Here is a 21941-nt window from a genome sequence, read left to right on the forward strand (position 1 = left end):
CTCCCATGGCGTCGCTGCGAGAAAGACTGCGCCGATAAAGGCGCGGAGTGTCGAGAGCGATGGCGGCGACCACCGCCGTGGCATTCCTTGAAGGAATACAACCAGCGATAATTTTCGTTTGTCGCCGCCTCCCCGCTCTGGTCTTATCGGTGGCATCACCGCCTGCCAACCGATAGGAGCCCGGATGTCTTCCGACTTTGTGACCGCCGACGAGATTCGTGACCGCTTTGCCTCTGCCATGTCGGCCATGTACCAGGCCGAGGTGCCCCAGTACGGCACCCTGCTGTCACTGGTCGAGCAGGTGAATCGGCAGACCCTCGAGGCTGATCCGGCGCTGGCCGAGCGGCTCGAGGCCAGCGGCGAGCACGCTCGCCTGGGCGTCGAGCGTCACGGTGCGATCCGGGTGGGCACGGCCGAGGAACTCGCCACCCTGAGGCGCCTGTTTGCGGTGATGGGGATGTTCCCTGTGGGCTACTACGACCTGTCCGAGGCCGGGGTGCCGGTGCACTCCACCGCCTTTCGCCCGGTCACCGACGAGGCCCTGGCACGCAATCCCTTCCGCCTGTTTACCTCGCTGCTGCGCCTCGAGCTGATCGAGGACGTCGAGCTGCGCACCCTGGCCAGCGAGATCCTGGCCAAGCGCGACATCTTCACTCCGGGGGTGCGTGAACTGATCGCCACCTTCGAGCAGCAGGGTGGCCTCACCGAGGAACAGGCCGAGCGCTTCGTCGCCGAAGCCCTGGAGACCTTCCGCTGGCACCAGGACGCCACCGTGGACCGCGCCACCTACGAGCGGCTGCACTCGGCCCACCGTTTGATCGCCGATGTGGTGTGCTTCCGTGGCCCGCACATCAACCATCTGACCCCGCGTACCCTGGACATCGACGAGGCCCAGCGCCGGATGCCCGAGCATGGCATGACGCCCAAGGCGGTGATCGAGGGCCCGCCCCGGCGCGCCTGTCCGATCCTGCTGCGTCAGACCAGCTTCAAGGCGCTGGAAGAGACCACCCGTTTCGTCGGTGACGCCGAGGGCAGCCATACCGCCCGCTTCGGCGAGATCGAGCAGCGTGGCGTGGCCCTGACCCCCAAGGGCCGGGCGCTCTATGACCGCTTGCTGGGCGAGGCCCGCAAGGCGACCCAGGGGCTGGACAACGCCGCCCATCAGGCACGCCTGGCCGAGGTCTTCGCCGACTTCCCCGATGACGAGACCACCCTGCGCCGCGAGGGTCTGGCCTACTTCGTCTACCGTGCGGTAGACGAGTTCGACGGTGACGCCTCTGTGGAGGCACAGATCGCCGCCGGCAAGGTGGTGGCCGAGCCGCTGACCTACGAGGACTTCCTGCCGGTGTCGGCGGCGGGCATCTTCCAGTCCAACCTGGGCGGTGAGGAGAGTGCGGTGGGGCAGGGCAACGCCAACCGTGACGCCTTCGAGGCGGCGCTGGGGGCCTCGGTGCGCGATGAACTCGAGCTCTACGCCCGCCGCGAGCGCGAATCCCTGGCGGCGCTTGGCCTGAAACGCTGATCCTGATGATTGGCCTGAGCCTGGTCTCTGTATCAGCCGCTGAATGTGCCCATCGCTGATCCTGTCGTCACGGCTCTTGCCTTCACGGAAAGTACCCGCGCCGATCGATCTTCCGCCCGGAAGATCGATCGGCGTTGGCGTTGCGGGTAGCGAGGCGATGTTGACGGGCGGGTCCTCAGCGGGTGCGAGCCATGGCACACAAAGGTAAGCTTCTGGCTTTTCTTGTCTCAGGAGTTTGTCGCCATGGAGTGGCTCGCCGCCATCTCGCCGCTGTCCCCCGTCGTCAGCCTCGGCCTGATCCTGCTGTCCGGTGTCACCTCGATGATCAGCGCGTCGCTGGGCGTGGGCGGCGGCACCCTGTTGATCATGACCATGGCCCAGGTGATGCCGGCGGCGGCGCTGATTCCGGTGCATGGCATGGTCCAGCTGGGCTCCAACGGCGGACGCCTGGCCATGAGCTGGCGACACGTCCACTGGCCGCTGCTGGCGACCTTTGTCCCCGGTGCCCTGATCGGCGCCCTGGTGGCCGGCTGGCTGCTGATCCGCCTGCCCAGCGGGGTGCTGGAACTGTCGATTGCCGCCTTTGTGCTCTATACCCTGTGGGGGCCGGGGCTGCCCAAGCGCGCCCTGGGCCGCCTGGGCACCCTGATCGCCGGCGCCGTCACCACCCTGTTGTCCAGCTTTGTCGGCGCCAGCGGGCCCATGGTGGCGGCCTTCGTCAAGCAGCACGGCAACTCCCGCCAGGGCACGGTGGCTACCTTCGCCGCCTGCATGACCTTCCAGCACCTGACCAAGGCCTTCGTCTTCGGCGTCGCCGGTTTCCTGTTCGCCGACTGGCTGTGGTTGATCCTGCTGATGATCGGCGTCGGGGTGTTGGGCACCTGGCTTGGACTGCGCCTGTTGCATCACGTTTCGGAGCGGCGTTTCGACACCGGATTCCGAGTGGTGTTGACCGCGCTGTCGCTGCGTCTGGTGTGGCTGGGCATGACGCGGCTGCTGACCTGAACGTCTGGGCAGGCACGGCCGCCATGGGCGATGGCCAAGACGAAAGATGTGGGCAAAGTAGTGCATAGGGGGTAGTTGCCCCCCGCTCCAGAGCGGCTGAATTGGCATAGAGTGATAGGTAGTCGTCACTGCTGGTCGACTGCCACCCTCGAGCCCTTCAATGCCTCTATTTGCCCGCCGTGAACTCCCGATCCAATGGCTTATCGCCGCCTCCATCGTCGGCATGACGCTGATGATGGCCGGTCTGCTGCTGTGGCAGTCGTGGGATCAGGCTCGGGACTCGCTGGTCGAGGCGCTGCAGCGATCCAGCCAGCAGCTGTCGGCGACGGTGGAGGTCAAGACTCGCTCGTTGATCGAACCTTCCAGGGCGATGCTCGGTGTGTTGAGCAGAGAAACGAGCATCGAGAACTTCGACAGTGCCCGAAGCGATCATCTGCTGCCCATGCTGGCGGCGGTGGTCGACGCCCAGGAGGTGCTGGGAGGCGCCTACATCGGCTCCGACAACGGCGACTTTCTGATGGTTCGCGCCATCGAGCGACTGTCGCCCGGGGCGGTGTCCGACTCATTGAATCTGGCCGGCGGCACCTACCTGGCGCTGATCCTGCACGGCGACAGGCGGCAAGGCCTGGCTGGCTACTGGCAGGTACTCGACGATGAGGCGAGGGAGCTACGTCGCATCGCCATCGAGAGCCACGGCCTGGACCCGCGCGATCGACCCTGGTTTCGTCAGGCGCTGGACGAGTACGGCCCGCAGCTATCGGCTCCCTATACCTTCTTCACCAACGGTGAGCAGGGCGTCACCCTGTCCCAGCGATCCCGTGACGGACGCGCCGTGCTTGGCATCGACATGACTTCCGCGGATCTCGGCAAGGAAATCCATGCGTTTGCCACCACCCAGGGGTCACTGCTGGCCATCACTACCCCCGAGGGCGATGTGCTCGCCCACAACGCGGACAAGGATGCGGCGCTGTTGCCGGGGACCTCGCTGGAGGATCTGGGCGAGGCGCCGTTGATCGAGCTCAAGGATCAGGGGGTGCTGGCGACGCCGGTCCGCTACTTCTGTGGTGAGCAGTACTGGTGGGGGCTGGCGCTGCCCTTCGACATGCTCGGCAGTCGACTGGCCTGGCTGCTGGTGGCCATGCCGGAGCGGGAGCTGATGGCGAGCCTGCGTGAATCCCTGTGGCACCGTCTGTTGCTGTCGCTGGGGCTGGTGACGCTGATGGTGCCACTCGGCATCCTGCTGGGTCGCCGACTCGGGCGCCCACTGCGCGAACTGGGTGAGCAGGTACGGACCATCTCCGAGTTCGACCTCGATGCCTATCGCGGGGTCGACTCCCGGGTGCGCGAGGTGGCTCACCTGTCCGGTGCGCTGGACACTCTGGTGCACCGCGTCGGCGAGTTTCGGCGCATCAATCGCATGCTGGGACGCGAGCGCCGACTCGACGTGATGCTCGACGGCATCCTCGATGAGCTGTTGAACGTCACCGGCAGCCACCACGGGGTCATCTATCTGGCCAACGAGGACAGTTCTGTCCGCCTGTCGCCGGTCGCCGAGGCGGGGCAGGGGTGGGGCGATGCCCCTTTGCCGGCGACGCTCGAGGTCGACCAGGACTCGGGCCCTCTGCTGGAGGTGCGGCGGGCGCTGGAGGCGCAAGGGTATCTGGTGCAGTCGCTGCGCGACCGCGCCGGCAAGCGTCTCGGGATACTGCTGCTGGCGCACCGGGACGGTGGTCAGGATGATGACCAGTGGCGCACCTTCGTCGCCGAGGTGTCATCGGTGGCGGCGGTGGCCATCGACATGCGCCGCCTGCTCGAGGGCGAGGCGCGTCTGCTGGACGCCATGATTCAGCTGGTCGCCAGGGCCACCGATGCCAAGTCACCCCACACCGGTGGACACTGTACCCGGGTGCCGCAACTGGCGGAGATGTTGATCGATGAGGTGGACCGGGCGCGCCAGGGCCCTTTTGCTGCGGTTCACCTCAGCGAGGAAGAGCGTGCCACCTTCCACCTGGCGGCCTGGCTGCACGACTGCGGCAAGCTGACCACCCCAGACCACATCATGGAGAAGGCTACCAAGCTCGAGACCCGTTACAACCGGATCCACGAGATCCGCACCCGCTTCGAGGTGCTGTGGCGAGACGCCGAACTCGATTACTGGCGCGCCATCGCCCAGGGGGGCGAAGCAACAAAGCTTGACCAGGTACTGCAGCGTCGGCGCCAGGAGCTACAGGAGGCCTTCGCCTGCGTTGCCGAAGCCAACCATGGCCGCGAGGCGATGGGCGAGGCCGACTGCCAGCGCTTGAAGACCATCGGCGAGTGGCGCTGGCTTCGTTACTTCGATGACCGCCTCGGGCTGTCGCGGGCCGAACTGGAAAACATGGCCGAAGAACCCCGTCGCGCCTTGCCTGCAGAAGAACGTCTGCTTGCCGATCTGCCCCGTCATCGCATTGCCTGGCAGCGTCCCTGTCCCCCGGTGCATCCCGAGGACCCCGACAATCACTGGGGCTTTTCCATGGAGCCGCCGTCCCTGGCGGAGCACCAGGGGGAGCTTTACAACCTGTGCATCGCCCGAGGCACGCTCAACGACGTCGAACGCTTCCGCATGCAGGAGCACGTGATCCAGACCATCATCATGCTCGAGTCTCTGCCCTGGCCCGCTCACCTGAAGCGAGTGCCGGAGATCGCCGGCAATCACCATGAGCGCATGGACGGACAGGGGTATCCGCGGCGGCTGCGACTCGGCGAGGCCAGCCTGGAAGAGCGAATCATGGCGCTGGCGGATGTGTTCGAGGCGCTGACCGCCTCCGATCGTCCCTACAAGAATGGCCTGCCGCTGTCCCGCGCGCTGGAGATCCTGGCCGACATGGTCAAGGACGGCCACCTGGACCCGGCGGTCTTCGAGTTGCTGCTGGATAGCGGCGTGTGGCGGCGCTACGCCGATACCTTTGTGGCCGACCGACAGATCGACCAGGTCGATATCGATGCCATCCGGGCCCGAGCTCGGCGTTGACCTAACGTGGAGCCTGCCGCTGTGTTCGGGATACGCGTCTGCAGATCTGCACATATAGTGGAGAGAGCGCTACCCCTTTCGGCTTAGGGCGTTTCGTCACGCTTGAAAGTCTCTTTTGCCTCGTCACGAGAGGTCCGACCATGTACCGCCATCGTCTCGTCATTCCGGTGCAGTGGCTGATCGGTATCGTTATCGTCGGGGTGATGGTGGTGATGGCGGTGGCGCTGCTGGGGTTCTCCTGGCACCAGTCCCAGCGCACGCTGGGGGCGACCCTGGAAGAGACCTCGGCCCAGCTGGTCGACACCCTGGAGGCGCGCACCCAGGCGCTGGTGAGGCCGGCACGGGTGGCCATCGACATGCTGGCCAACGGGGCCCCGGGCGAGGCCGACGACTGGGACGGCCGGCTGGCAGCGTTGCCGCTGATGAGGGCGGCGCTGGAAGCCCATCGACTGGTCGACGCCGTCTACATCGGCTATGGCAGCGGCGACTTCCTGATGTTTCGCGCGGTGGATCGCATGCTGGAGAGCAAGCGCCCCGGCATCGTCAACAACGGCGGCCAGGACGCGGCCTACCTGGCGCTGGTGGTGGATGCCCGCCCCGGGCAGCCGCCGCAGAGTGAATGGCATCTGTTCGATCAATCGCTTGCTCCGCTCGGGCGCGAGCGACTCGAACAGTACTTCTTCGATCCGCGCAGCCGTCCCTGGTTTCAGCAGGCGCCCGAGGGTGACGCTCCTTTCCTGACCGCTCCCTATGTGTTTTTCAACACTGGCGAAATCGGCATCAGCATGGCGCGCCGCAGCGGTGACGCCGTGGTCGGCCTGGATGTCGCCTCGCGGGACCTTGGCATCGGCCTGGATGACCTGCGGTTGACGCCGCAGACGCGCATGGCGGTAGTTACCGCCTCTGGCCAGGCGCTGGCGACTACCCTGGACGCCTCACTCGATCCTGGGCTCGGCAACGCCCGCCAATTGTCCTCTTTCGAGGATCTGGCTATGCCGGTGCTGGCGCAATTGTTGAGCACGAACGTCGACCAGCCGCCGCGGCGGTTGTCCCATGACGGTCGCCAGTGGTGGGGGCTGGTGCTGCCCTTTGTCACCCTGGGCGGCGAGGCCACGCGGCTGATTGCAGCGGTCCCGGAAGACGAGCTGACCTCCGATGTGCGCCAGATGATGCTGGAGAGTTCGTTGCTGGCGGGGGCCGTGACACTGGCCTTGTTGCCGCTGGGGGTGCTGCTGGGACGACGACTGGGGCGTCCATTGCGGGAGTTGTCCGGACAGGTCGAGGCGCTCGGGCGCTACGATTTTTCCGCCTGCGACGGTGTCGGCTCGCGGGTGACCGAGGTGCGCGGGCTCAGCGTGGCACTGCGCCGGCTGGCGCGTGGTATCGAGGGCTTTGGACGCATCACCCGGGTGCTCAACAGCGAGCCACGCCTGGATCGCATGCTGACCAGCATTCTCGAGGATCTGCTGCGCGGCACCGGCAGTCGCGCCGGGGCCATCTACCTGGCCGATGAACAGGACGAGGGACGCTTCGCTCGGATCGCCAGGGAGGGGGAGGCGAGGGACCCCGATGCGGACCCACGGAGTCGGGAGCTGCGACTGCAGGAAGGCTCCGAGGCCGAGCTCGAGGCGCTGATCGAGCGCTTTGAGGCGGCCGGCTATCTGTTGCAGCCGCTGCGTAACCGGGAGGGAGCGACGCTGGGTCTGCTGGCGTTGGCGCGGCGCTCGCTGGACGATGACGACGCTCACTGGCGTGCCTTCGTCGCCGAAGTGTCGGCGGCGGCAGCGGTGGCCATCGACCTGAGGCGACTGCTGCGCGGTGAGGCGCGTCTACTGGAGGGCATCGTCCAGCTGGTGGCCCATGCCATCGACGCCAAGTCGCCGCATACCGGAAGCCACTGCTCGCGAGTGCCGGTACTGGCGGAGATGATCGTCGAGGGCATCGATCGCAGCGAGCACGGGGTATACGCCGAGACTCACTTCGACGCGACCCGCCGCAGCGCCTTCCATCTGGCGGCCTGGCTGCATGACTGCGGCAAGCTGGCGATCCCCGACGAGGTAATGGAAAAGGCCACCAAGCTCGAGGCCCGCTACGACCGTATCCATGAGATTCGCACCCGCTTCGAGGTGCTGTGGCGCGATGCCGACGTGGCCTACTGGCAGGGGCGCGCCCACGGTGGCGATCCGGTGACGCTGGAGCGACGGCGCCATGCGCGACAGCAGGAGCTGATCGCAGCCTTTGAATGCGTGGCCGAGGCCAATCGGGGGGGCGAGGCCATCAGCGATGAGCTGCTGGAGCGCCTGACCGTCATCGCCGAGTGGCGCTGGTGGCGGCACTTCGATGATCGGCTCGGGGTATCGCGAGATGAGCTCAAGCGCATGTCCCGCGAACCTCTGCGCAGGCTGCCCGCGGAGGAGCGCCTGCTGGCCGACCTGCCACGCCACGAGATCCCCTGGCACCGCTCTCGCCCGGCGGTGGCGCCGGACGACCCCGACAATGTCTGGCGTTTCGACATGCGGCCCAGTGAACTGGCCGGCCATCAGGGCGAGCTTTTCAATCTCAGGGTGTCCCGCGGCACCCTCAACGAGGTCGAGCGATTCCGCATCCAGGAGCACGTGGTCCAGACCATCATGATGCTCGAGGCGCTGCCCTGGCCCGCGCACCTGCGTCGGGTCCCGGCCATCGCCGGCAATCATCACGAGCGCATGGACGGTACCGGTTATCCACGCAGACTGGCGATGAAGGACGCCAGCCTCGAGGAGCGGGTCATGGTGATGGCGGACGTGTTCGAGGCCTTGACCGCCGCTGACCGCCCCTACAAGTCGGCCATGACCCTTTCCCGGGCACTGGCGACGCTGGCCGACATGGTGCGGGAGGGCCATCTGGACCCCGAGATATTCCGGCTGATGCTGGAGCAGCGGATCTACAGCGACTACGCCGAACGCTTCTTGACGCCGGCCCAGCGTGATAGCGTTGATACCGAGGCGCTGCTGGCCCGTTCGGGAGTTTGACCTGACGCAAGCGCGCAGGAGTAGGCCCGCCCCGGCTTTTGCCCAAGTGGACGACGACAAAGGCGCCTGCATGAACGGCTGGTTCGCCCGAAATGGTCTATATAATGCCGAGAATGATGGTGAACGCTCGTCAATTTGGCCTGTACAGGCCGGTTAAGTGGGTCATAATGCCGTCAGTGCAGTCTGGAAATCGCAGGGGTTTGGATAAATGGTGACCACAAGGAATTCCGGGTGGCGTTCGCTGACGATGCTGGTGGCGCTGGTGGTGACCTGTCTGATGGTGGTGCAGTCCGCCCAGGCAGGCAATCCGCGCTACGCAGGCATCGTGGTGGACGCCGAGAGTCATGAGATCCTGTACGCGGAAAACGCCGATGAGCGCCGCTATCCGGCCTCACTGACCAAGATGATGACCCTTTATATGCTGTTCGAGGCTCTGGACGGTCGTACCATGAGTCTGGGCCAGCCGCTGCCGGTCTCTTCCCATGCGGCCTCGATGCCGGCGACCAAGCTGTGGCTCAAGCCCGGTGACAGCATCCCGGTGGAGAAGGCCATCCAGGCGTTGGTCGTGCGCTCCGCCAATGACGTGGCGGTGGTGGTGGCCGAGTCCCTGGGCGGTTCCGAGTCGCACTTCGCCGACATGATGACCCGCAAGGCGCGCAGCCTGGGCATGAACAACACCACCTTCCGCAACGCTTCGGGCCTGCCCAACTCCGGCCAGGTCACCACGGCGCGGGACATGGTCATCCTGGCGCGTCGTCTGATGCTGGACTTCCCCCAGTATTACCCCTACTTCTCTCTTACCGAGTTCACCTGGCGTGGCACTCGCCATACCGGGCACAACCGTCTGCTGACCAAGTACCCGGGCACCGATGGTCTCAAGACCGGCTTCATTCGCGCCTCCGGTTTCAATGTGGCGACCTCGGCCACGCGCAATGGGCGGCGCATGGTGGCGGTGGTCATGGGCGGCTACACCGCCGCTTCCAGGGATGAGCAGATGATGAGCCTGCTCGACCGCGGCTTCCTGCGGGCTTCGCTGGTCGACGGCCGTGGTTTCCTTGCCAATACCGACGTCTCCGGTGGCGAACTGATGGCGCCTCGGCAGCGTGGGTTGATCTCTGCGCCGACGCCGAGCCGTGTCGCTCAGGTGCCATCGACCGCGGTGCGGCCGTCACGGGTCGAGACCGTGGTTCGTCCGGCCACGCCGACGCTGGCCAGCCGCCAGTCGGCGACAGCGCCGGTGCGCTTCGAGTCCGCCGCCCCGATCATTTCCGATTCGCGTCGTTCTTCGTCCGGTCCCGACCCGCTGCGCAACCTGATCGACCAGCCGAGTGCCTCGGCACCCGCCCTGGCATCGATTCCGGTGGCGGCCTCGGTGCCCGACGCGGCAGCGGCGAGGCCTGAGCCCAGCCCTGTGTCGAGTGCCGTGTCGAGCGCGCCGTCCAGCGCGGCCAGCACGAACACCACCAGCGCGAATGCGAACAGCACCATCGCGCAGACCGGCGACTGGGGGGTCCAGGTGGGGGCGTTCAGCGACATGGACAGCGCGCGCAGCCAGGCCAGCCAGGCGGCCGATCGTCTGGCAGGCGAGATGGCCCACGCCCGGGTAGCGGTGGCGCGAGCCGACAATGCCAACATCTACCGTGCCCGCGTGGTGGACCTGCAGGAAGGCCAGGCCCGTTCGGCCTGTCGGCGACTGCTGCAGCAGGGCATGGACTGCATGGTCGTTCAGGCCAGCCTCTAAGCGTCAGTTCGCGCCGGCTTCACGTCGTTCTCCGACAAGGCCCGCCTCCGGCGGGCCTTTTGCTGTATGGCATACACCAGTGCACAGTTCTGGTGCGTCTGTTCTTGCCAGCGAAGCGTTCGCCCCCTAACGTTGTCCCTGTTACCCCCGTCGGCCCCGTGCCGGCGGGGTTCGTTTTTGGGTCAGGTAAGTGGTGGTCGTGAGCCACTTGCCATCAGCGCTGCGGACAGGGAGGAGAGCATGGGGTCATCGTTCAAGGGTATCGGGTTCATGTGTCTTGGCGTGCTGTGCCTGGCGCTCGGTGACGCCATTTCCAAGTGGCTCGGCGAGGTGCATTCGCCGTTGCAGATCATCTTCTTTCGCACCCTGGTGTCGTTGCCGTTGATCATGCTGCTGGCACACCAGGGGGGCGGCCTGCGCACCCTGTCGACCCGACGCCCGGGGGTGCATCTGATCCGTGGTCTCATCTATACCGGCACCATGGGTTGCTTCGTGCTGGGGTTGACGATGATGCCGCTCGCCGAGGGCACCGCCATCGCCTTTGCCGCGCCGCTGTTTGTCAGCCTGCTGTCGGTCCCGCTGCTGGGCGAGCGGGTGAGCGTGCCGGTGGTGCTGGCGTCGCTGGTGGGCTTTGCCGGTGTATTGGTGATCGTGCGTCCAGGCAGTGAAGGCATCTCGCTGGGTGCCCTGTCGATGCTCGGGGCGGCGGTGTTCTATGCCTTGATGATGATCACCGCTCGGCGCTACGGCGCCCGCGAGCACCTGTGGGCGATGGTGTTCTACATGACCCTGGTACCCTTTGTGGTGACCGGCGTCGCCCTGCCGCTGGTATGGCAGGCGCCGGCGCTGGAGCATTGGCCGGCCTTTCTCATGTCCGGGGTGCTCGGGGTCGGCGCCACCGCCTTTATTACCCTGGCCTTTCGTCACGCCCCGGCCGCTATCGCCGCCCCCTTCGACTATACCGCCATGCTGTGGGCGGTCCTGCTCGGCTGGATGATCTGGGACGAGGTGCCGGATCTCGGGGTGCTGATCGGCGGCACCCTGATCATTGCAAGCGGCCTGGCGATCGCCTACCAGGAGGGGCGCACCAGCCTCAAGCGACGCCCTTCGGCCTGAGCTGGGCGCTTGATCGGATGGAAGGACCAGGAGGTTGACCGACATCACGTCGCCTTGGGGGGAGGCGCTTGCCGTCCTAGGGCTTGTCTGAAAAGTGCCTGCGCTCGGTAATACGGCGTTAAAAATCGGCTGGTGCGCCAGCCCGGTCAAAATGCTCATTTACACCCCGTAAACTGCGCTTTCTCACCGATTTTTGCCTTGTCTAACCTTCGCTCGTCGACTTTTCGGACAGCGCCTAAGCTTGCCTTAAGTTGCTGCCGTCAGGCTGCCTGTTACGCGACAAGGCGTATCACCTTCAGGGAGCAGGACGATGGCATCGATTCCGTCACATTCAAAAGGCCGGCAGATCAAGGTGTGGGACCCGTTGGTCCGCGTCTTTCACTGGGCGCTGGTGCTGGGGTTTGCCCTCAATTACGCCGAAATTGGCCCACATCGTTATATCGGCTACACCCTGATGGGGCTGATAGGGCTGCGTGTCGTCTGGGGGCTGGTGGGGCCCTGGCCGGTGCGCTGGTCGAGCTTCTGGCCGACACCCTCGCGCCTTGGGGCGGTACTCAAGAGACAGGCCGCAGCACAGGAAGAGTGTTCGTCTCAGCGCATCACCCATACCCCGCTGGGGGCGGTGATGATGTTGCTGATGCTGGCCTTGCTGGTGGGGCTCGGTACCACCGGCATCTTGATGGTGCACACCGAGCGTTTCCACGATGTGCACTGGATGGAGGAGCTGCACGAGGGCCTCGCCACGGCGGTACTGTGTCTGGTGCCGTTGCACGTGGGCGGCGCCATCCTGGAGGGGCGACGACTGGGCGACAACCTGATCGCCGCAATGGTCCATGGGCGTCGAAGGGTCAGGCCTCGCGTCTAAGGGTCGCGTTCGGCGGTGGGCTGCCTGGCCGGGCTCCCAGGCCGGTTCAGCCTTCCCAGGCCGTCAGCAGGTCCCTCGCGGCGCACGCCGGGTCCTCCTGGCCGCAGATGGCGGAGACCACGGCCATGCCGTCGGCGCCGCTTTGACGCACCGCCGAGGCGTGCTCGCGCTTGAGCCCGCCAATGGCCACGCTGGGCAGCGGGCTCGCCGCCGCCAGCGAAGCAAGACCATCGAAGCCCAGCGGCGTGGCGTGGTCGCTCTTGGTCGGCGTGGCGAATACCGGCCCGAGTCCGAGATAATCCAGTGCCTGGACATCCAGGCGCGACAGCTGGTCGGGGTGCTGCACCGACAGGCCGATGATCGCTGTCTCGCCCAGCAGGCGGCGGGCTTCGCCCACATCGCCGTCGTCCTGCCCCAGATGCACGCCGTCGACCTGTGCCTTTAGCGCGACCTGGACGCGGTCATTGATGACCAGCGGGACGCCGTGTTCGGCCAGCGCCGGTTTCAGACGGCGCGCCAGTTGCACCAGTTCGTCATCGCTGGCGGTCTTGTCACGTAGCTGCACCAGGCTGACTCCGCCGCGTACCGCCGCCTCCACCGTCGCTTCAATCCCCATGGATGCGCACAGCCCGGGGTCGGTGACCAGATAGAGGCGAAGGCTGCGGGGGTCGAACAGGCGCGCATCAAGGCGTCGAGGAGAGTGGGTCACGAGGGGCTCCTGGTACATGAATCGGGTAGGGCGGTCGGGTCAGTCGAGAGACTCGATGGCGAGAGGTTCCCGCCGTAACAGCGTCTCGGGATTGAGCTGATGCAAGGCGTCGATAAAGGCGACGGCGAAGCTGCCAGGACCCTGGGCGGTGCGGCCGGCGCGACTGCCGGCTTCGCCATAACAGGCCAGGGCCGCGCAGGTGGCGACCAGCGGATCCTGATCGGCGGCGAGAAAGGCCGCGACCACACCGGACAGGGCGCAGCCCAGCGCCGTCACGCGGGGCATCAGCGGGTGTCCACCGGGCACGCGCACCAGCCGCCGGCCGTCGGTGACCAGATCGACCTCACCGGTTACCGCTACCAGCCCCTCCTGGCGCCGGGCCAGGGCGACGGCCGCCTGCACGGCGTCGTCGCTGGCGGCTGTGGAGTCGACGCCACGCCCGCCAAGACTGTCCTCGGCCAGGGCGATGATCTCCGAGGCGTTGCCGCGAATGACGCTGGGCCTCAAGTCCAGCAGCCTGGCGGCCGACTCTCGCCGATAGGCGGTGGCGCCAACGGCGACGGGGTCGAGCACCCAGGGGGTCTGGTGCTCGCCGGCACTGGTGGCAGCCTCGACCATGGCCTCGACCCAGTGAGGCGAGAGCGTACCGATATTGATCAGCACAGCGTCGGCCAATGCCGCGAACTCGGCCGCTTCCTCACGCGCATGGACCATGGCCGGTGAAGCGCCCACGGCCAGCAGCACATTGGCGGCGCTGTTCATGGCCACGTAGTTGGTCAGGCTATGGACCAGCGGCGCCGCCTGGCGCAGCCGGGTCAGCCGTGCGCCGATGTCGGCGCCGGTGAGTGTCGTCGTCATGACAGGCCTCCCTGGCGTTGGACGAAGGCGGTGAGGGTCGCCTTGCAGGGAGTCATGATCCGGTCACTGCGCGCCGCTGTAAAGCGGCGATGGCCTGAGATATCCCCCTTGAGCCGGGAGACGGTGAACCGCGACAGCTCGCCGGGCGTCAGCCCAGCAGTTGCAGTGCGATCAATACCCCCAGGGCGGCGAGGGCGAGCTCGCGAACCGGTACGCCGTTGCCGCTGTCTGTGGCGTCGTCTCGACGCTCCGAGCTTGCGGTTCGGGGCCACAGGGCGAGGCCACCGAGAATCAGGCTGAGGCTGCCGAGGGGCAGGCTGATGGACGACCAGAAGGCCATCAGGGCGAGGCCGCCGACCAGGGCCAGAGAGATACGAAGAAGCCCCTTGGTGGCGAAGCGGGGGCGAGTACGGGAGACCTGCTGTAGGAAGGGCATGTTCGGAATTCCTTGTCGGTGCAGGGGGCGGGCCAGAAGACATCTACTGACACCATCGCTAGGGCTGCAGCGTAGCGGCTTTGCCTTAACGCGCGCTTAAGCTTTATTGAAAGATTTGTGACAAGGTCTGATGCGCGAATCTGCAAAATGTTCAGTCGGCGAGCTGCGACATTGGTCGAACGCCATTGGCAGAGCGTGGGAATCGTGGGGGCAGAGGGCGCGTCGCGCCTGGCTCCGTCGTCGCCTTCAAGGGCGACCTGCAAGGGCGACCTGAAAGGGTGACCAGCAAGGGTGATCTGCAAGGGCGACCGCAATGGCCTCCTGCCAAGGCGGTCTGTCTGGACGTGGATCAAACGCGTGCGTCAGGCGCGGATATAGGCCCAGCCCTGGCGCTGGCCCTCGGCCAGGGTGAGTACCGCTGCCTCGACGATGGCCAGTCCCCGGGTGTCGACGATGCCTTGGGCGTCGAGACTGTTGCGACACAGTCTTAACCATGCGTCGGTGTCGTCCGGGGTGGCGACGGCGGCGGCCACACCGCCGGCGTTGGTGATGATCAGCACCTCGGCCTCGGGGCTGGCGGCCTTGAGGTTGCGGGCATTGCGCCTGGCGCGGGCAAGACTCTCGGCGCAGGGAGCGTGAAGCATCACCTTCAAGCGTGAATCGCCCGCTTCACGGGGGGGCAGGCCGGTATCGCTCATGACGCCTCCGGGGCGGCGCCGATCAATGTTTCCAGATGATGGACCTGGGCGCCGAAGTCGGAATGCTCACGGCGATTGTCGGTGGGCAGCGTGATCTCGAGGGTGTCGATGACCCGCGCCGGGGCCCCGCCCTGATGTCCACCGAGCACCATCACCCGGTCTGCCAGCAGCACCGCCTCTTCGATGTCGTGGGTAACGAAGACGATGGCGGCCTCGGTGCGCTGGCGCAGGTCGATCAACTCGTTCTGCAGGCGACGGCGAGTGATCGCATCCAGCGCCGAGAAGGGCTCGTCCATGAACAGCACCCGGGGCTTTACCGCCAGCGCCCGGGCGATGCCGACACGCTGTTGCTGGCCGCCGGACAGGGTGGAGGGGAAACGCTCGGCCATGTCGCCCAGGCCGACCAGCTCCAGCGGCGCAAGGGCGCGGCGCTGGCGCTCGTCCCGGGACAGCCCCAGTCCCTCTAGCCCGAGCGCCACATTGGCGCGGATGCGTCGCCAGGGAAACAGCCGTGGCGCCTGGAAGACCATCGACCAGGGCCGCGCTCCATCACGTGGGCTCTCGTCCAGCCAGCGCTCGCCTGCCACCGCCGGCAGCAGGCCGCAGAGTGCCCGCAGCAGGGTCGACTTGCCGACCCCGGAGGCACCGACGATGGCGATGAACTCCCGTGGAGCCAGGCGCAGGTCGACATGTTCGAGCACGCGCTGGCCGCCGAAGCCCAGGGCCAGGTCATGGGCCTTGAGCACGCAGGCGTCGGCGTTGCGTTCGGCTGTCAGGGTGTCCATATCAGCAGCCTTTTTTGCAGATGCAGGAAGCCCAGGTCGAACAGGGCGTAGAGCGCCGCAATGGTCAGCATGTAGACCACCACGATATCGGTGGCCAGCAGGCCCGAGGCCTCCATCATGCGCTGGCCGATGCCGGGAATGCCGAACAGTTCGGCCGCGACCACGGTCATCCAGCCCTGGCCGAGGCCGGCGCGCAGGCCACCGAGGATGCCGGGGGCCGCCGCGGGCAGGCTGACCTTGGTCAGGCGGGCCAGCAGCGAACCCTGGCCGAAGGCCCTGGCTACCTCGTCATAGCCGGGGTCCACCGCACGCACCGCGCTGTAGCTGGCGAAGTAGTTGATCCAGAACACCCCGATACTGATGATGAAGGCCGCCGCCGATGGCGTGATCCCGAACCAGATGATGGCGAAAGGGATCCAGGCCAGTGGCGGGATCGGGCGCAGCAGGCGCGCCAGCCAGGCGTGCAGGGCGTCGAACACCGGCAGCAGGGCCGCCGCTACGCCCATGGCGATGCCTGCCAGCGAGCCGATGGCCACCCCTACGCTGTAGTGAGACAGGCTCGAGCTGACGACTTCCCACCAGATGCCGTCGACCACCTCGCCCCAGAAGACCGTCGGGATCGCAGAGGGCAGCGGAACCAGATTGCCGGGCAGCAGCCCCAGGCGCAGTGAGATCTCCCAGAGTGCCACAAAGGCGACGAGCCCCAGCGCACCGAGGCCGGTGCGCCGGCTACGAGATACCGACTTCATGGGCTCGTGTCGCCTTCTTCGGCGTCTGCGTCAGCGCTTGCGGTCAGGTCGTCGTACCAGCGGGTGTCGAACAGAGTGTCGATGTCGAGGCCCTGCTTGAGGGTGCCGTTGGCCAGCTGGAAGTCATGCATGGTGCGGGTGCCCTCGACGATCGCGTGGGGATCGGCGCCGTAGTTGGCGAAGGGCGAGGACAGTGCAGCCTCTACGGTTTCCAGCGGCACCAGACGCTTGCCGACGAACTCGCGCACCGAGGGGGCGACCTGCTGTGGCGTATCGACCAGGGCGTGGGTCGCTCGCAGGTGAAGTTCGAGCAAGGTGCTGACGGCATCGGGGCGCTGTTCGAGCAGGCTTTCGCGTGCTGCCAGCACCGCGCCGGGTTGACCCGGCAACATGTCCGAGGCGTGGGCCACGATCTGGGCGTCGTCGAGGCGTTCGGTCACGGTGGAGAGTATCGGCTCCAGGGTCGAGGCGGCGTCCACTGCACCGGCCAGCAGCGCCTGCTGGACACGATCGGCGCCCATGGCGACGATCTCGACGGCGTCACTGCCGATGCCCAGGCGTTCGTCCAGCCAGTAGCGCAATACCGTGTCGGGTACCGAGCCCTTGGGGAAGGTGGCGATCTTGGGCCGACGGCCTTCGCGCTCGGTAAAGTCGGCGATGGCCTGGGCCGGGTCGGCGTCGGCCATCAGGCTGGCCAGTTCGCCGCGGGCGACCAGGCCGATCTGCTCCTGGATGGCGGCCGCCAGTACCTTGATCGGTACCCCGTTGGCGCGAGCCACCATGGCCGGGCCGATACCGAAGTACATGACGTCGAGATCACCCGAGGCCAGCGCCTGGACCATCGCCGGCCCGCTGGAAAAGCGTGTCAGCTCAAGTTCCAGGCCGGCCTCTTCGGTCCAGCCTTCGCCCTCCATCACGAATAGCTGAGCCACCGGCAGGATCGGCATATAACCAACCTCCAGCGGACCTTCGTCGGCGGCGATGGCGGTACCAGGCAGAAGCAGGGCGGCGGCGGTCAGCCAGCGGTAAAGGAGCTGGGGCATGGAGCCCTCCCGGAGCAATGAAGTTAATGATCAGCATGATAACGATCGGGGGACGAGGGCGACACGCAGGCGTGCGATCAATCCGTTATATGCTTATTAGGCGTCGGAAGACGCCGACACGACGATGGCCGCCCGGGGGCGGCCATCGCTGAGGGGACAGGCTGTCTGACGTAGCGGTAGATAGAGAGGGGGCGCTGCTCGTCCCTCCCTCGGCTACTTTCCGTCCTTACTTCTTGCCGGGCTGTTTGACAAAACGCAGATACGGACGCTGTTCGTCCCAGCCCTCAGGGAACAGGGTCTTGGCCTCGTCGTTGGAGACGGCAGGCACGATGATGCAACGGTCGCCATGGTTCCAGTTCACCGGGGTCGCCACCTTGTAGCCGTCGGTCAGCTGCAGGCTGTCCAGCACCCTCAGGATCTCGTCGAAGTTGCGTCCGGTGCTGGCCGGGTAGGTCAGCGTCAGGCGCACCTTCTTGGCCGGATCGATGATGAATACGCTTCGCACCGTCAGGGTGTCGTTGGCGTTGGGGTGGATCATGTCGTACAGGTCACTGACCTTGCGATCGGCGTCGGCGAGCAGCGGGAAGTTGAGCCCGTGGCCCTGGGTGTCCTCGATATCGCCGGCCCAGGCGTGGTGATCCTCGATGGGATCCACCGACAGGCCGATGGCCTTGGCGTTGCGTTTGTCGAACTCACCCTTGAGGCGCGACACTTCCCCGAGTTCGGTGGTGCACACCGGGGTGAAGTCCTTGGGGTGAGAGAACAGGATGACCCAGCTGTCACCGGCCCACTCATGAAAGTGAATGGTGCCGGCGGTGCTTTCCTGTGTGAAGTCCGGTGCGGTATCACCCAGTCGTAGCGTCATGGTCGTCTCCTTGGCGGTTGATGGCGACGGGCCCAGGCGGACCCGTCGGGTCGATCGGTGAGACCGGGGCGCGGCCTCGTGACAGCGAGCGTCAGGGCGCTGGCGCGGCCGCCCCGACGAAGCGATCCTGCCAATAGTCTATGGACAGCGAGGTGGTGGTGACCGTTCGCCCGCGTCCGGGCGCGTGGATCATCACATCGTCGCCGGCGTAGATGCCGACATGGCTGACCCCGGGACCCTTGCCGGTAGCGAAGAACAGAAGATCACCCGGCCGTGCCTCGTCGATGGGCGGCAGGCGCCGGTATTGCTCCCGGGATGAGCGCGGCAAGGGGATACCCGCCCGGGAATACGTCATCTGGGCCAGGCCGGAACAGTCCAGCCCGCGCGGATCGTTGCCGCCGAACCGGTAGGGGGTGCCGACGGCGCTGCGCGCTTCGGACAGGATCAGGGCACGTTCCATGGACAGTCCCTGGCCGCCGTCATCGGTGCTCAGCGGGGCCGAGGCACAGCCCCCCAGAAGTACCAGCAGCAGTGCCATCAGGGCTGTCCAAGAGGACCTGGTGTACCACGGCATCGAAGTGGTCATTGCGGCTTTCCCTGCACAGACGAGGCGCCCTCTACGGTACTCTGCCCTACCAGGCAGGCCAAGGGGGCCGAGGCGTAATGTGTCGCTGGCGCCGCAGGCGTAGCGACAACGACAATGATAAGGCGACCAGGGGCGGACGCGACCGACTGGCCGATGCCCCTAACGAAAGGAGATGCGTGTGCCGTTGGCCAGCATCTCGTCGGGGGTCATGGCCTTGCCCTCCACGCCGATCATCTCGTCACCGCACTGGTCGGTCCAGGTCAGGACGCCATGGGTCAGGCCGACGCCGCCGAGTAACTCGCGGATCTCGCCGGTGCCGAGAAAGGTGCGGGTTCGCCCCTTGTCGTCGGCAAGCTCTGTGGTGCCGTTGGCGTGATGAAAGCGCACCGTGTAGATGCCATCCATCGACTCCACCTCGACGATGGGCGAAAACCCGCGGGACAAGGCCTTGGCGAGTGCCTTGAGGGTAATCTGGCGCTCCAGGGTGTAGTCGATGTCAGCCATCTTGGTGTTTCCTCCGGCGAAACGGGCCTCTTAAGACTGGTCCAGCAAAGGACTTCTGGCAAACAGGTAAGTGCGGTGCCGTGACCCAGTCGTTGAAGGCGCGTTCTTGAGGCGGTGTGCCGAGCCGGTATGGTTGATGGCTTCTACAGCTATCGACAGGTGAACCATGCGACACCATTCCATGCCCTTGGCCCTGGCGGCCTCGATTGCGCTCGCGGCTTCCTTCGGCGCCCATGCTCAGGACCAGGAAGATGCCCAGGTTCGTTTTTCCGTGCCCGCCTGGCCCGGTGTAACGGTCAAGACGGCCCTGGCATCCACCCTGCTCGAGACCCTGGGCTACGAGCCGGTCCAGGAAGAGCTGGGCTCCACCATCACCTATCAGGCCCTGCGCCAGGGAGAGCTCGACGCCTTTCTGGCGGCCTGGCTGCCGGCCCAGCAGGGCATGTACGACGCCAGCTTCGAGGATGGCGAGTCCAAGCTCGAGGACCTTGGCAACAACGTCGACGGTGCGCGCCTCGGCTTTGCCGTACCCACCTACGTCTACGAAGCCGGCGTGAAAACGGCGGAGGATCTGGACAAGGAAGAGTTTGCCGACAAGCTGGACCGCACCATCTATTCCATCGAGGTGGGCTCCGGCATGAGCGACTCGCTCAACAGCGCGGTGGATGAGGACACCTACGGTCTGGGCGACTGGAACCTGTCCGAGACCTCGACGCCAGGCATGCTGAGCGCCGTGGACGCGGCGATCGATCGTGAAGAGTGGATCGTGTTCGCCGCCTGGACCCCGCACTGGATGAACATCGAGTTCGACGTGCGTTATCTGGATGACCCCGAGGACATGTGGGGCCCGGAAGGCGGCCGCAGCGACGTGCGCACCCTGGTGCGCAGCGAGTTCGCCGAGAGCCACCCCAATGCCACCCGTCTGCTCGATCAGCTGGTGTTTACCGCCGATGACCAGAGCGCCATGATCCGTGGCTTCAGCTACGAAGAGCGCGAGCCGGAGGCGGTTGCCGTCGATTGGCTGCGTGAACACCCCGAGGAGACCAAGGGCTTCCTCGAGGGGGTCACCACGCGCGACGGCGAGGAGGCCTGGCCCGTGGTGCGCGATGCACTGGAGATCCCCGAAGCCTGATGTCGGTTGCCTCAAGCGTCGACTGAAGACCGCCGTTTGGAGCGAAAGACGAAAGGACCGCCCCAGGGCGGTCCTTTGTTTTCTGCAGGTCGACAGGACGGCGTGTGGCGTCCACTCGAGCTGTCGAGCGAGGCAGGATCAGTGGTCGTGGTCGTGGCCATCGTGGCTATCGTCATGACCCTCGGCATCGACCAACCCCTGATGCAGCACCTCGGCATTGTGCAGGATCATTCCCAGGTAGTGAGACGTCATCCCTTCTTCGGACAGGGCGCCGTTGTAGAGTGAGCCGGCGATGGGCACGCCGGTTTCCTCGGACAGTTGTTCCATCAGCGCCGGGCTGGACATGTTCTCGACAAACAGCGCCGGAATCTGGCGTTCACGGATGACGTCCACCATGCGCGCGATATCAGCCGCTGACGGTTCCGCTTCGGTGGACAGACCGACCGGCGACAGGAAGTCGATGCCGTAGGCCCGAGAGAAGTGGCCGAAGGCGTCGTGGCCGACGATGACCTGGGCGTGTTCCGGCAGGTCGTCGAGCAGCGCGAGCACCTGGTCGTGGGCCGCCTGGATATCCTCCATGTAGCTGTCGGCCCTGGACGCGTAGTGCTCGCTGTTGTCAGGGTCGACGGCGATCAGCCCGTCGCGGATATTGGCGACATAGATCAGTCCTGCCGACAGGTCGAGCCAGGCATGGGGGTCGTACTCGCCATGGTCGTGGCTGTCGTGATCATCGTGGCCGTCGTGATCTTCATGGTCTTCATGGCTGTCGTGATCACCGTGGCCGCCGTGCTCTTCATGGCCGCCGTGCTCTTCATGGCTGTCATGATCGTGGCCATCGTGCTCTTCATGATCGTGCTCTTTATGGTCGTGTTCGGCCCCTTCCTCTTTCTGGCGATGCAGCGATTGGCCGCCATAGGCCAGCAGCGGCACTCCGTCCGTGGCGACAACGGTCTTGCCCTGATAGCCGCTGGCGTCGAGCAGGCGCGTCATCCAGCCCTCGAACTGCAGGCCGTTGAGCACCACCAGGTCTGCCTCGGCCAGGGCCCTGGCGTCGGTCGGGCGAGGGGAGTAGACGTGGGGGTCGCTGTCGGGGCCGACCAGTGAGGTGACCTCGACCCTGTCGCCGCCGACGGTGCGTACCATGTCGGCCAATACACTGAAGCTGGCGACCACCTGGGTGGGCTCGTCTGCCACGGCCTGGGGGCCAAGGGCGAGTCCCGTCAGGGCAATCCAGGCGTGGCGTTTGACGAAGGCATGAGGCAGTGACAGTGGCATGGACGTTGATCTCCGGTTGGTCAGGGGACGG

19 protein-coding genes are annotated in these 21941 nt (G+C 66.1%); 8 read left to right on the top strand and 11 right to left on the bottom strand.

The features are described from left to right. Positions 1-184: 184 nt before the first annotated feature. The 7 genes from KUW00_RS07715 (at position 185) to KUW00_RS07745 (ending at position 12270) form a co-directional block, all read left to right on the top strand. Complete coding sequence (locus KUW00_RS07715; RefSeq protein WP_222568729.1) at positions 185-1522, top strand: VOC family protein; 1338 nt, start codon at positions 185-187, stop codon at positions 1520-1522. 243 nt (positions 1523-1765) lie between these two features. Then, the gene (locus KUW00_RS07720) at positions 1766-2527 is read left to right on the top strand and encodes a sulfite exporter TauE/SafE family protein (RefSeq protein WP_222568730.1); all 762 of its coding nucleotides are present in this window, start codon (positions 1766-1768) and stop codon (positions 2525-2527) included. Positions 2528-2687: 160 nt separating this feature from the next. Further along, a complete protein-coding gene (locus KUW00_RS07725) occupies positions 2688-5537 on the top strand; it encodes an HD domain-containing phosphohydrolase (RefSeq protein WP_222568731.1) in 2850 nt (949 codons plus the stop codon). Between the two features lie 140 nt (positions 5538-5677). Further along, on the top strand, positions 5678-8548 hold the full coding sequence (locus KUW00_RS22365; RefSeq protein ID WP_261392035.1) for an HD domain-containing phosphohydrolase: 2871 nt from the start codon (positions 5678-5680) through the stop codon (positions 8546-8548). Positions 8549-8756: 208 nt separating this feature from the next. Then, entirely contained in the window at positions 8757-10289 is a 1533-nt protein-coding gene (locus tag KUW00_RS07735) for a D-alanyl-D-alanine carboxypeptidase (RefSeq protein ID WP_108448661.1), read from the top strand. A gap of 240 nt (positions 10290-10529) precedes the next feature. Further along, positions 10530-11405 carry a DMT family transporter gene (locus KUW00_RS07740; RefSeq protein ID WP_045993504.1) on the top strand — a complete coding sequence of 292 codons (876 nt, stop codon included), beginning with the start codon at positions 10530-10532 and terminating at the stop codon, positions 11403-11405. Positions 11406-11715: 310 nt separating this feature from the next. Next, entirely contained in the window at positions 11716-12270 is a 555-nt protein-coding gene (locus tag KUW00_RS07745) for a cytochrome b/b6 domain-containing protein (protein ID WP_222568732.1), read from the top strand. Positions 12271-12316: 46 nt separating this feature from the next. Here the strand turns inward: KUW00_RS07745 and thiE are convergent, their stop codons facing one another. The 10 genes from thiE to KUW00_RS07795 all read right to left on the bottom strand — a co-directional run bounded on the left by thiE (position 12317) and on the right by KUW00_RS07795 (position 19503). Next, a complete protein-coding gene (gene thiE / locus KUW00_RS07750) occupies positions 12317-12979 on the bottom strand; it encodes a thiamine phosphate synthase (RefSeq protein WP_275886754.1) in 663 nt (220 codons plus the stop codon). Positions 12980-13018: 39 nt separating this feature from the next. Next, entirely contained in the window at positions 13019-13837 is an 819-nt protein-coding gene (gene thiM, locus KUW00_RS07755; protein ID WP_222568733.1) for a hydroxyethylthiazole kinase, read from the bottom strand. Positions 13838-13985: 148 nt separating this feature from the next. After that, on the bottom strand, positions 13986-14273 hold the full coding sequence (locus KUW00_RS07760) for a hypothetical protein (RefSeq protein ID WP_045993501.1): 288 nt from the start codon (positions 14271-14273) through the stop codon (positions 13986-13988). Positions 14274-14635: 362 nt separating this feature from the next. Then, positions 14636-14971 carry a hypothetical protein gene (locus KUW00_RS07765; protein ID WP_045993500.1) on the bottom strand — a complete coding sequence of 112 codons (336 nt, stop codon included), beginning with the start codon at positions 14969-14971 and terminating at the stop codon, positions 14636-14638. Next, positions 14968-15756: an ABC transporter ATP-binding protein gene (locus KUW00_RS07770; protein ID WP_083970481.1), complete on the bottom strand. Its 789-nt coding sequence runs from the start codon at positions 15754-15756 to the stop codon at positions 14968-14970. The genes KUW00_RS07765 and KUW00_RS07770 overlap by 4 nt, the downstream gene beginning before the upstream one ends. Further along, a complete protein-coding gene (locus KUW00_RS07775) occupies positions 15744-16505 on the bottom strand; it encodes an ABC transporter permease (RefSeq protein WP_108132144.1) in 762 nt (253 codons plus the stop codon). The genes KUW00_RS07770 and KUW00_RS07775 overlap by 13 nt, the downstream gene beginning before the upstream one ends. After that, on the bottom strand, positions 16502-17548 hold the full coding sequence (locus KUW00_RS07780) for an ABC transporter substrate-binding protein (RefSeq protein WP_045993498.1): 1047 nt from the start codon (positions 17546-17548) through the stop codon (positions 16502-16504). Before KUW00_RS07780 ends, KUW00_RS07775 begins: the two co-directional genes overlap by 4 nt. 226 nt (positions 17549-17774) lie before the next feature. After that, complete coding sequence (locus KUW00_RS07785; RefSeq protein WP_108132145.1) at positions 17775-18413, bottom strand: peroxiredoxin; 639 nt, start codon at positions 18411-18413, stop codon at positions 17775-17777. Between the two features lie 91 nt (positions 18414-18504). Continuing rightward, positions 18505-18951, bottom strand: a complete 447-nt coding sequence (locus KUW00_RS07790) for a C40 family peptidase (protein WP_240184218.1) — start codon at positions 18949-18951, stop codon at positions 18505-18507. 207 nt (positions 18952-19158) lie between these two features. Continuing rightward, positions 19159-19503, bottom strand: coding sequence for a hypothetical protein (locus KUW00_RS07795; RefSeq protein WP_045993496.1), 345 nt, complete (start codon positions 19501-19503; stop codon positions 19159-19161). A gap of 166 nt (positions 19504-19669) precedes the next feature. Here KUW00_RS07795 and KUW00_RS07800 point away from each other — a divergent pair, with 166 nt between their 5' ends. Beyond that, a complete protein-coding gene (locus KUW00_RS07800; protein WP_108132146.1) occupies positions 19670-20635 on the top strand; it encodes an ABC transporter substrate-binding protein in 966 nt (321 codons plus the stop codon). A gap of 138 nt (positions 20636-20773) precedes the next feature. Here the strand turns inward: KUW00_RS07800 and KUW00_RS07805 are convergent, their stop codons facing one another. After that, positions 20774-21910, bottom strand: coding sequence for a metal ABC transporter solute-binding protein, Zn/Mn family (locus KUW00_RS07805; RefSeq protein WP_222568734.1), 1137 nt, complete (start codon positions 21908-21910; stop codon positions 20774-20776). Positions 21911-21941 lie beyond the last annotated feature (31 nt).

The sequence above is a fragment of the Halomonas sp. DP5N14-9 genome (assembly GCF_019802175.1).
Lineage (GTDB): Bacteria > Pseudomonadota > Gammaproteobacteria > Pseudomonadales > Halomonadaceae > Halomonas > Halomonas litopenaei.

Coding starts and splice junctions, on each gene's coding strand:
- KUW00_RS07715 (WP_222568729.1), top strand. CDS start 185: ATGTCTTCCGACTTTGTGACCGCCGACGAGATTCGTGACCGCTTTGCC.
- KUW00_RS07720 (WP_222568730.1), top strand. CDS start 1,766: ATGGAGTGGCTCGCCGCCATCTCGCCGCTGTCCCCCGTCGTCAGCCTC.
- KUW00_RS07725 (WP_222568731.1), top strand. CDS start 2,688: ATGCCTCTATTTGCCCGCCGTGAACTCCCGATCCAATGGCTTATCGCC.
- KUW00_RS22365 (WP_261392035.1), top strand. CDS start 5,678: ATGTACCGCCATCGTCTCGTCATTCCGGTGCAGTGGCTGATCGGTATC.
- KUW00_RS07735 (WP_108448661.1), top strand. CDS start 8,757: ATGGTGACCACAAGGAATTCCGGGTGGCGTTCGCTGACGATGCTGGTG.
- KUW00_RS07740 (WP_045993504.1), top strand. CDS start 10,530: ATGGGGTCATCGTTCAAGGGTATCGGGTTCATGTGTCTTGGCGTGCTG.
- KUW00_RS07745 (WP_222568732.1), top strand. CDS start 11,716: ATGGCATCGATTCCGTCACATTCAAAAGGCCGGCAGATCAAGGTGTGG.
- thiM (WP_222568733.1), bottom strand. CDS start 13,837: ATGACGACGACACTCACCGGCGCCGACATCGGCGCACGGCTGACCCGG.
- KUW00_RS07760 (WP_045993501.1), bottom strand. CDS start 14,273: ATGCCCTTCCTACAGCAGGTCTCCCGTACTCGCCCCCGCTTCGCCACC.
- KUW00_RS07765 (WP_045993500.1), bottom strand. CDS start 14,971: ATGAGCGATACCGGCCTGCCCCCCCGTGAAGCGGGCGATTCACGCTTG.
- KUW00_RS07770 (WP_083970481.1), bottom strand. CDS start 15,756: ATGGACACCCTGACAGCCGAACGCAACGCCGACGCCTGCGTGCTCAAG.
- KUW00_RS07775 (WP_108132144.1), bottom strand. CDS start 16,505: ATGAAGTCGGTATCTCGTAGCCGGCGCACCGGCCTCGGTGCGCTGGGG.
- KUW00_RS07780 (WP_045993498.1), bottom strand. CDS start 17,548: ATGCCCCAGCTCCTTTACCGCTGGCTGACCGCCGCCGCCCTGCTTCTG.
- KUW00_RS07785 (WP_108132145.1), bottom strand. CDS start 18,413: ATGACGCTACGACTGGGTGATACCGCACCGGACTTCACACAGGAAAGC.
- KUW00_RS07790 (WP_240184218.1), bottom strand. CDS start 18,951: ATGGCACTGCTGCTGGTACTTCTGGGGGGCTGTGCCTCGGCCCCGCTG.
- KUW00_RS07795 (WP_045993496.1), bottom strand. CDS start 19,503: ATGGCTGACATCGACTACACCCTGGAGCGCCAGATTACCCTCAAGGCA.
- KUW00_RS07800 (WP_108132146.1), top strand. CDS start 19,670: ATGCGACACCATTCCATGCCCTTGGCCCTGGCGGCCTCGATTGCGCTC.
- KUW00_RS07805 (WP_222568734.1), bottom strand. CDS start 21,910: ATGCCACTGTCACTGCCTCATGCCTTCGTCAAACGCCACGCCTGGATT.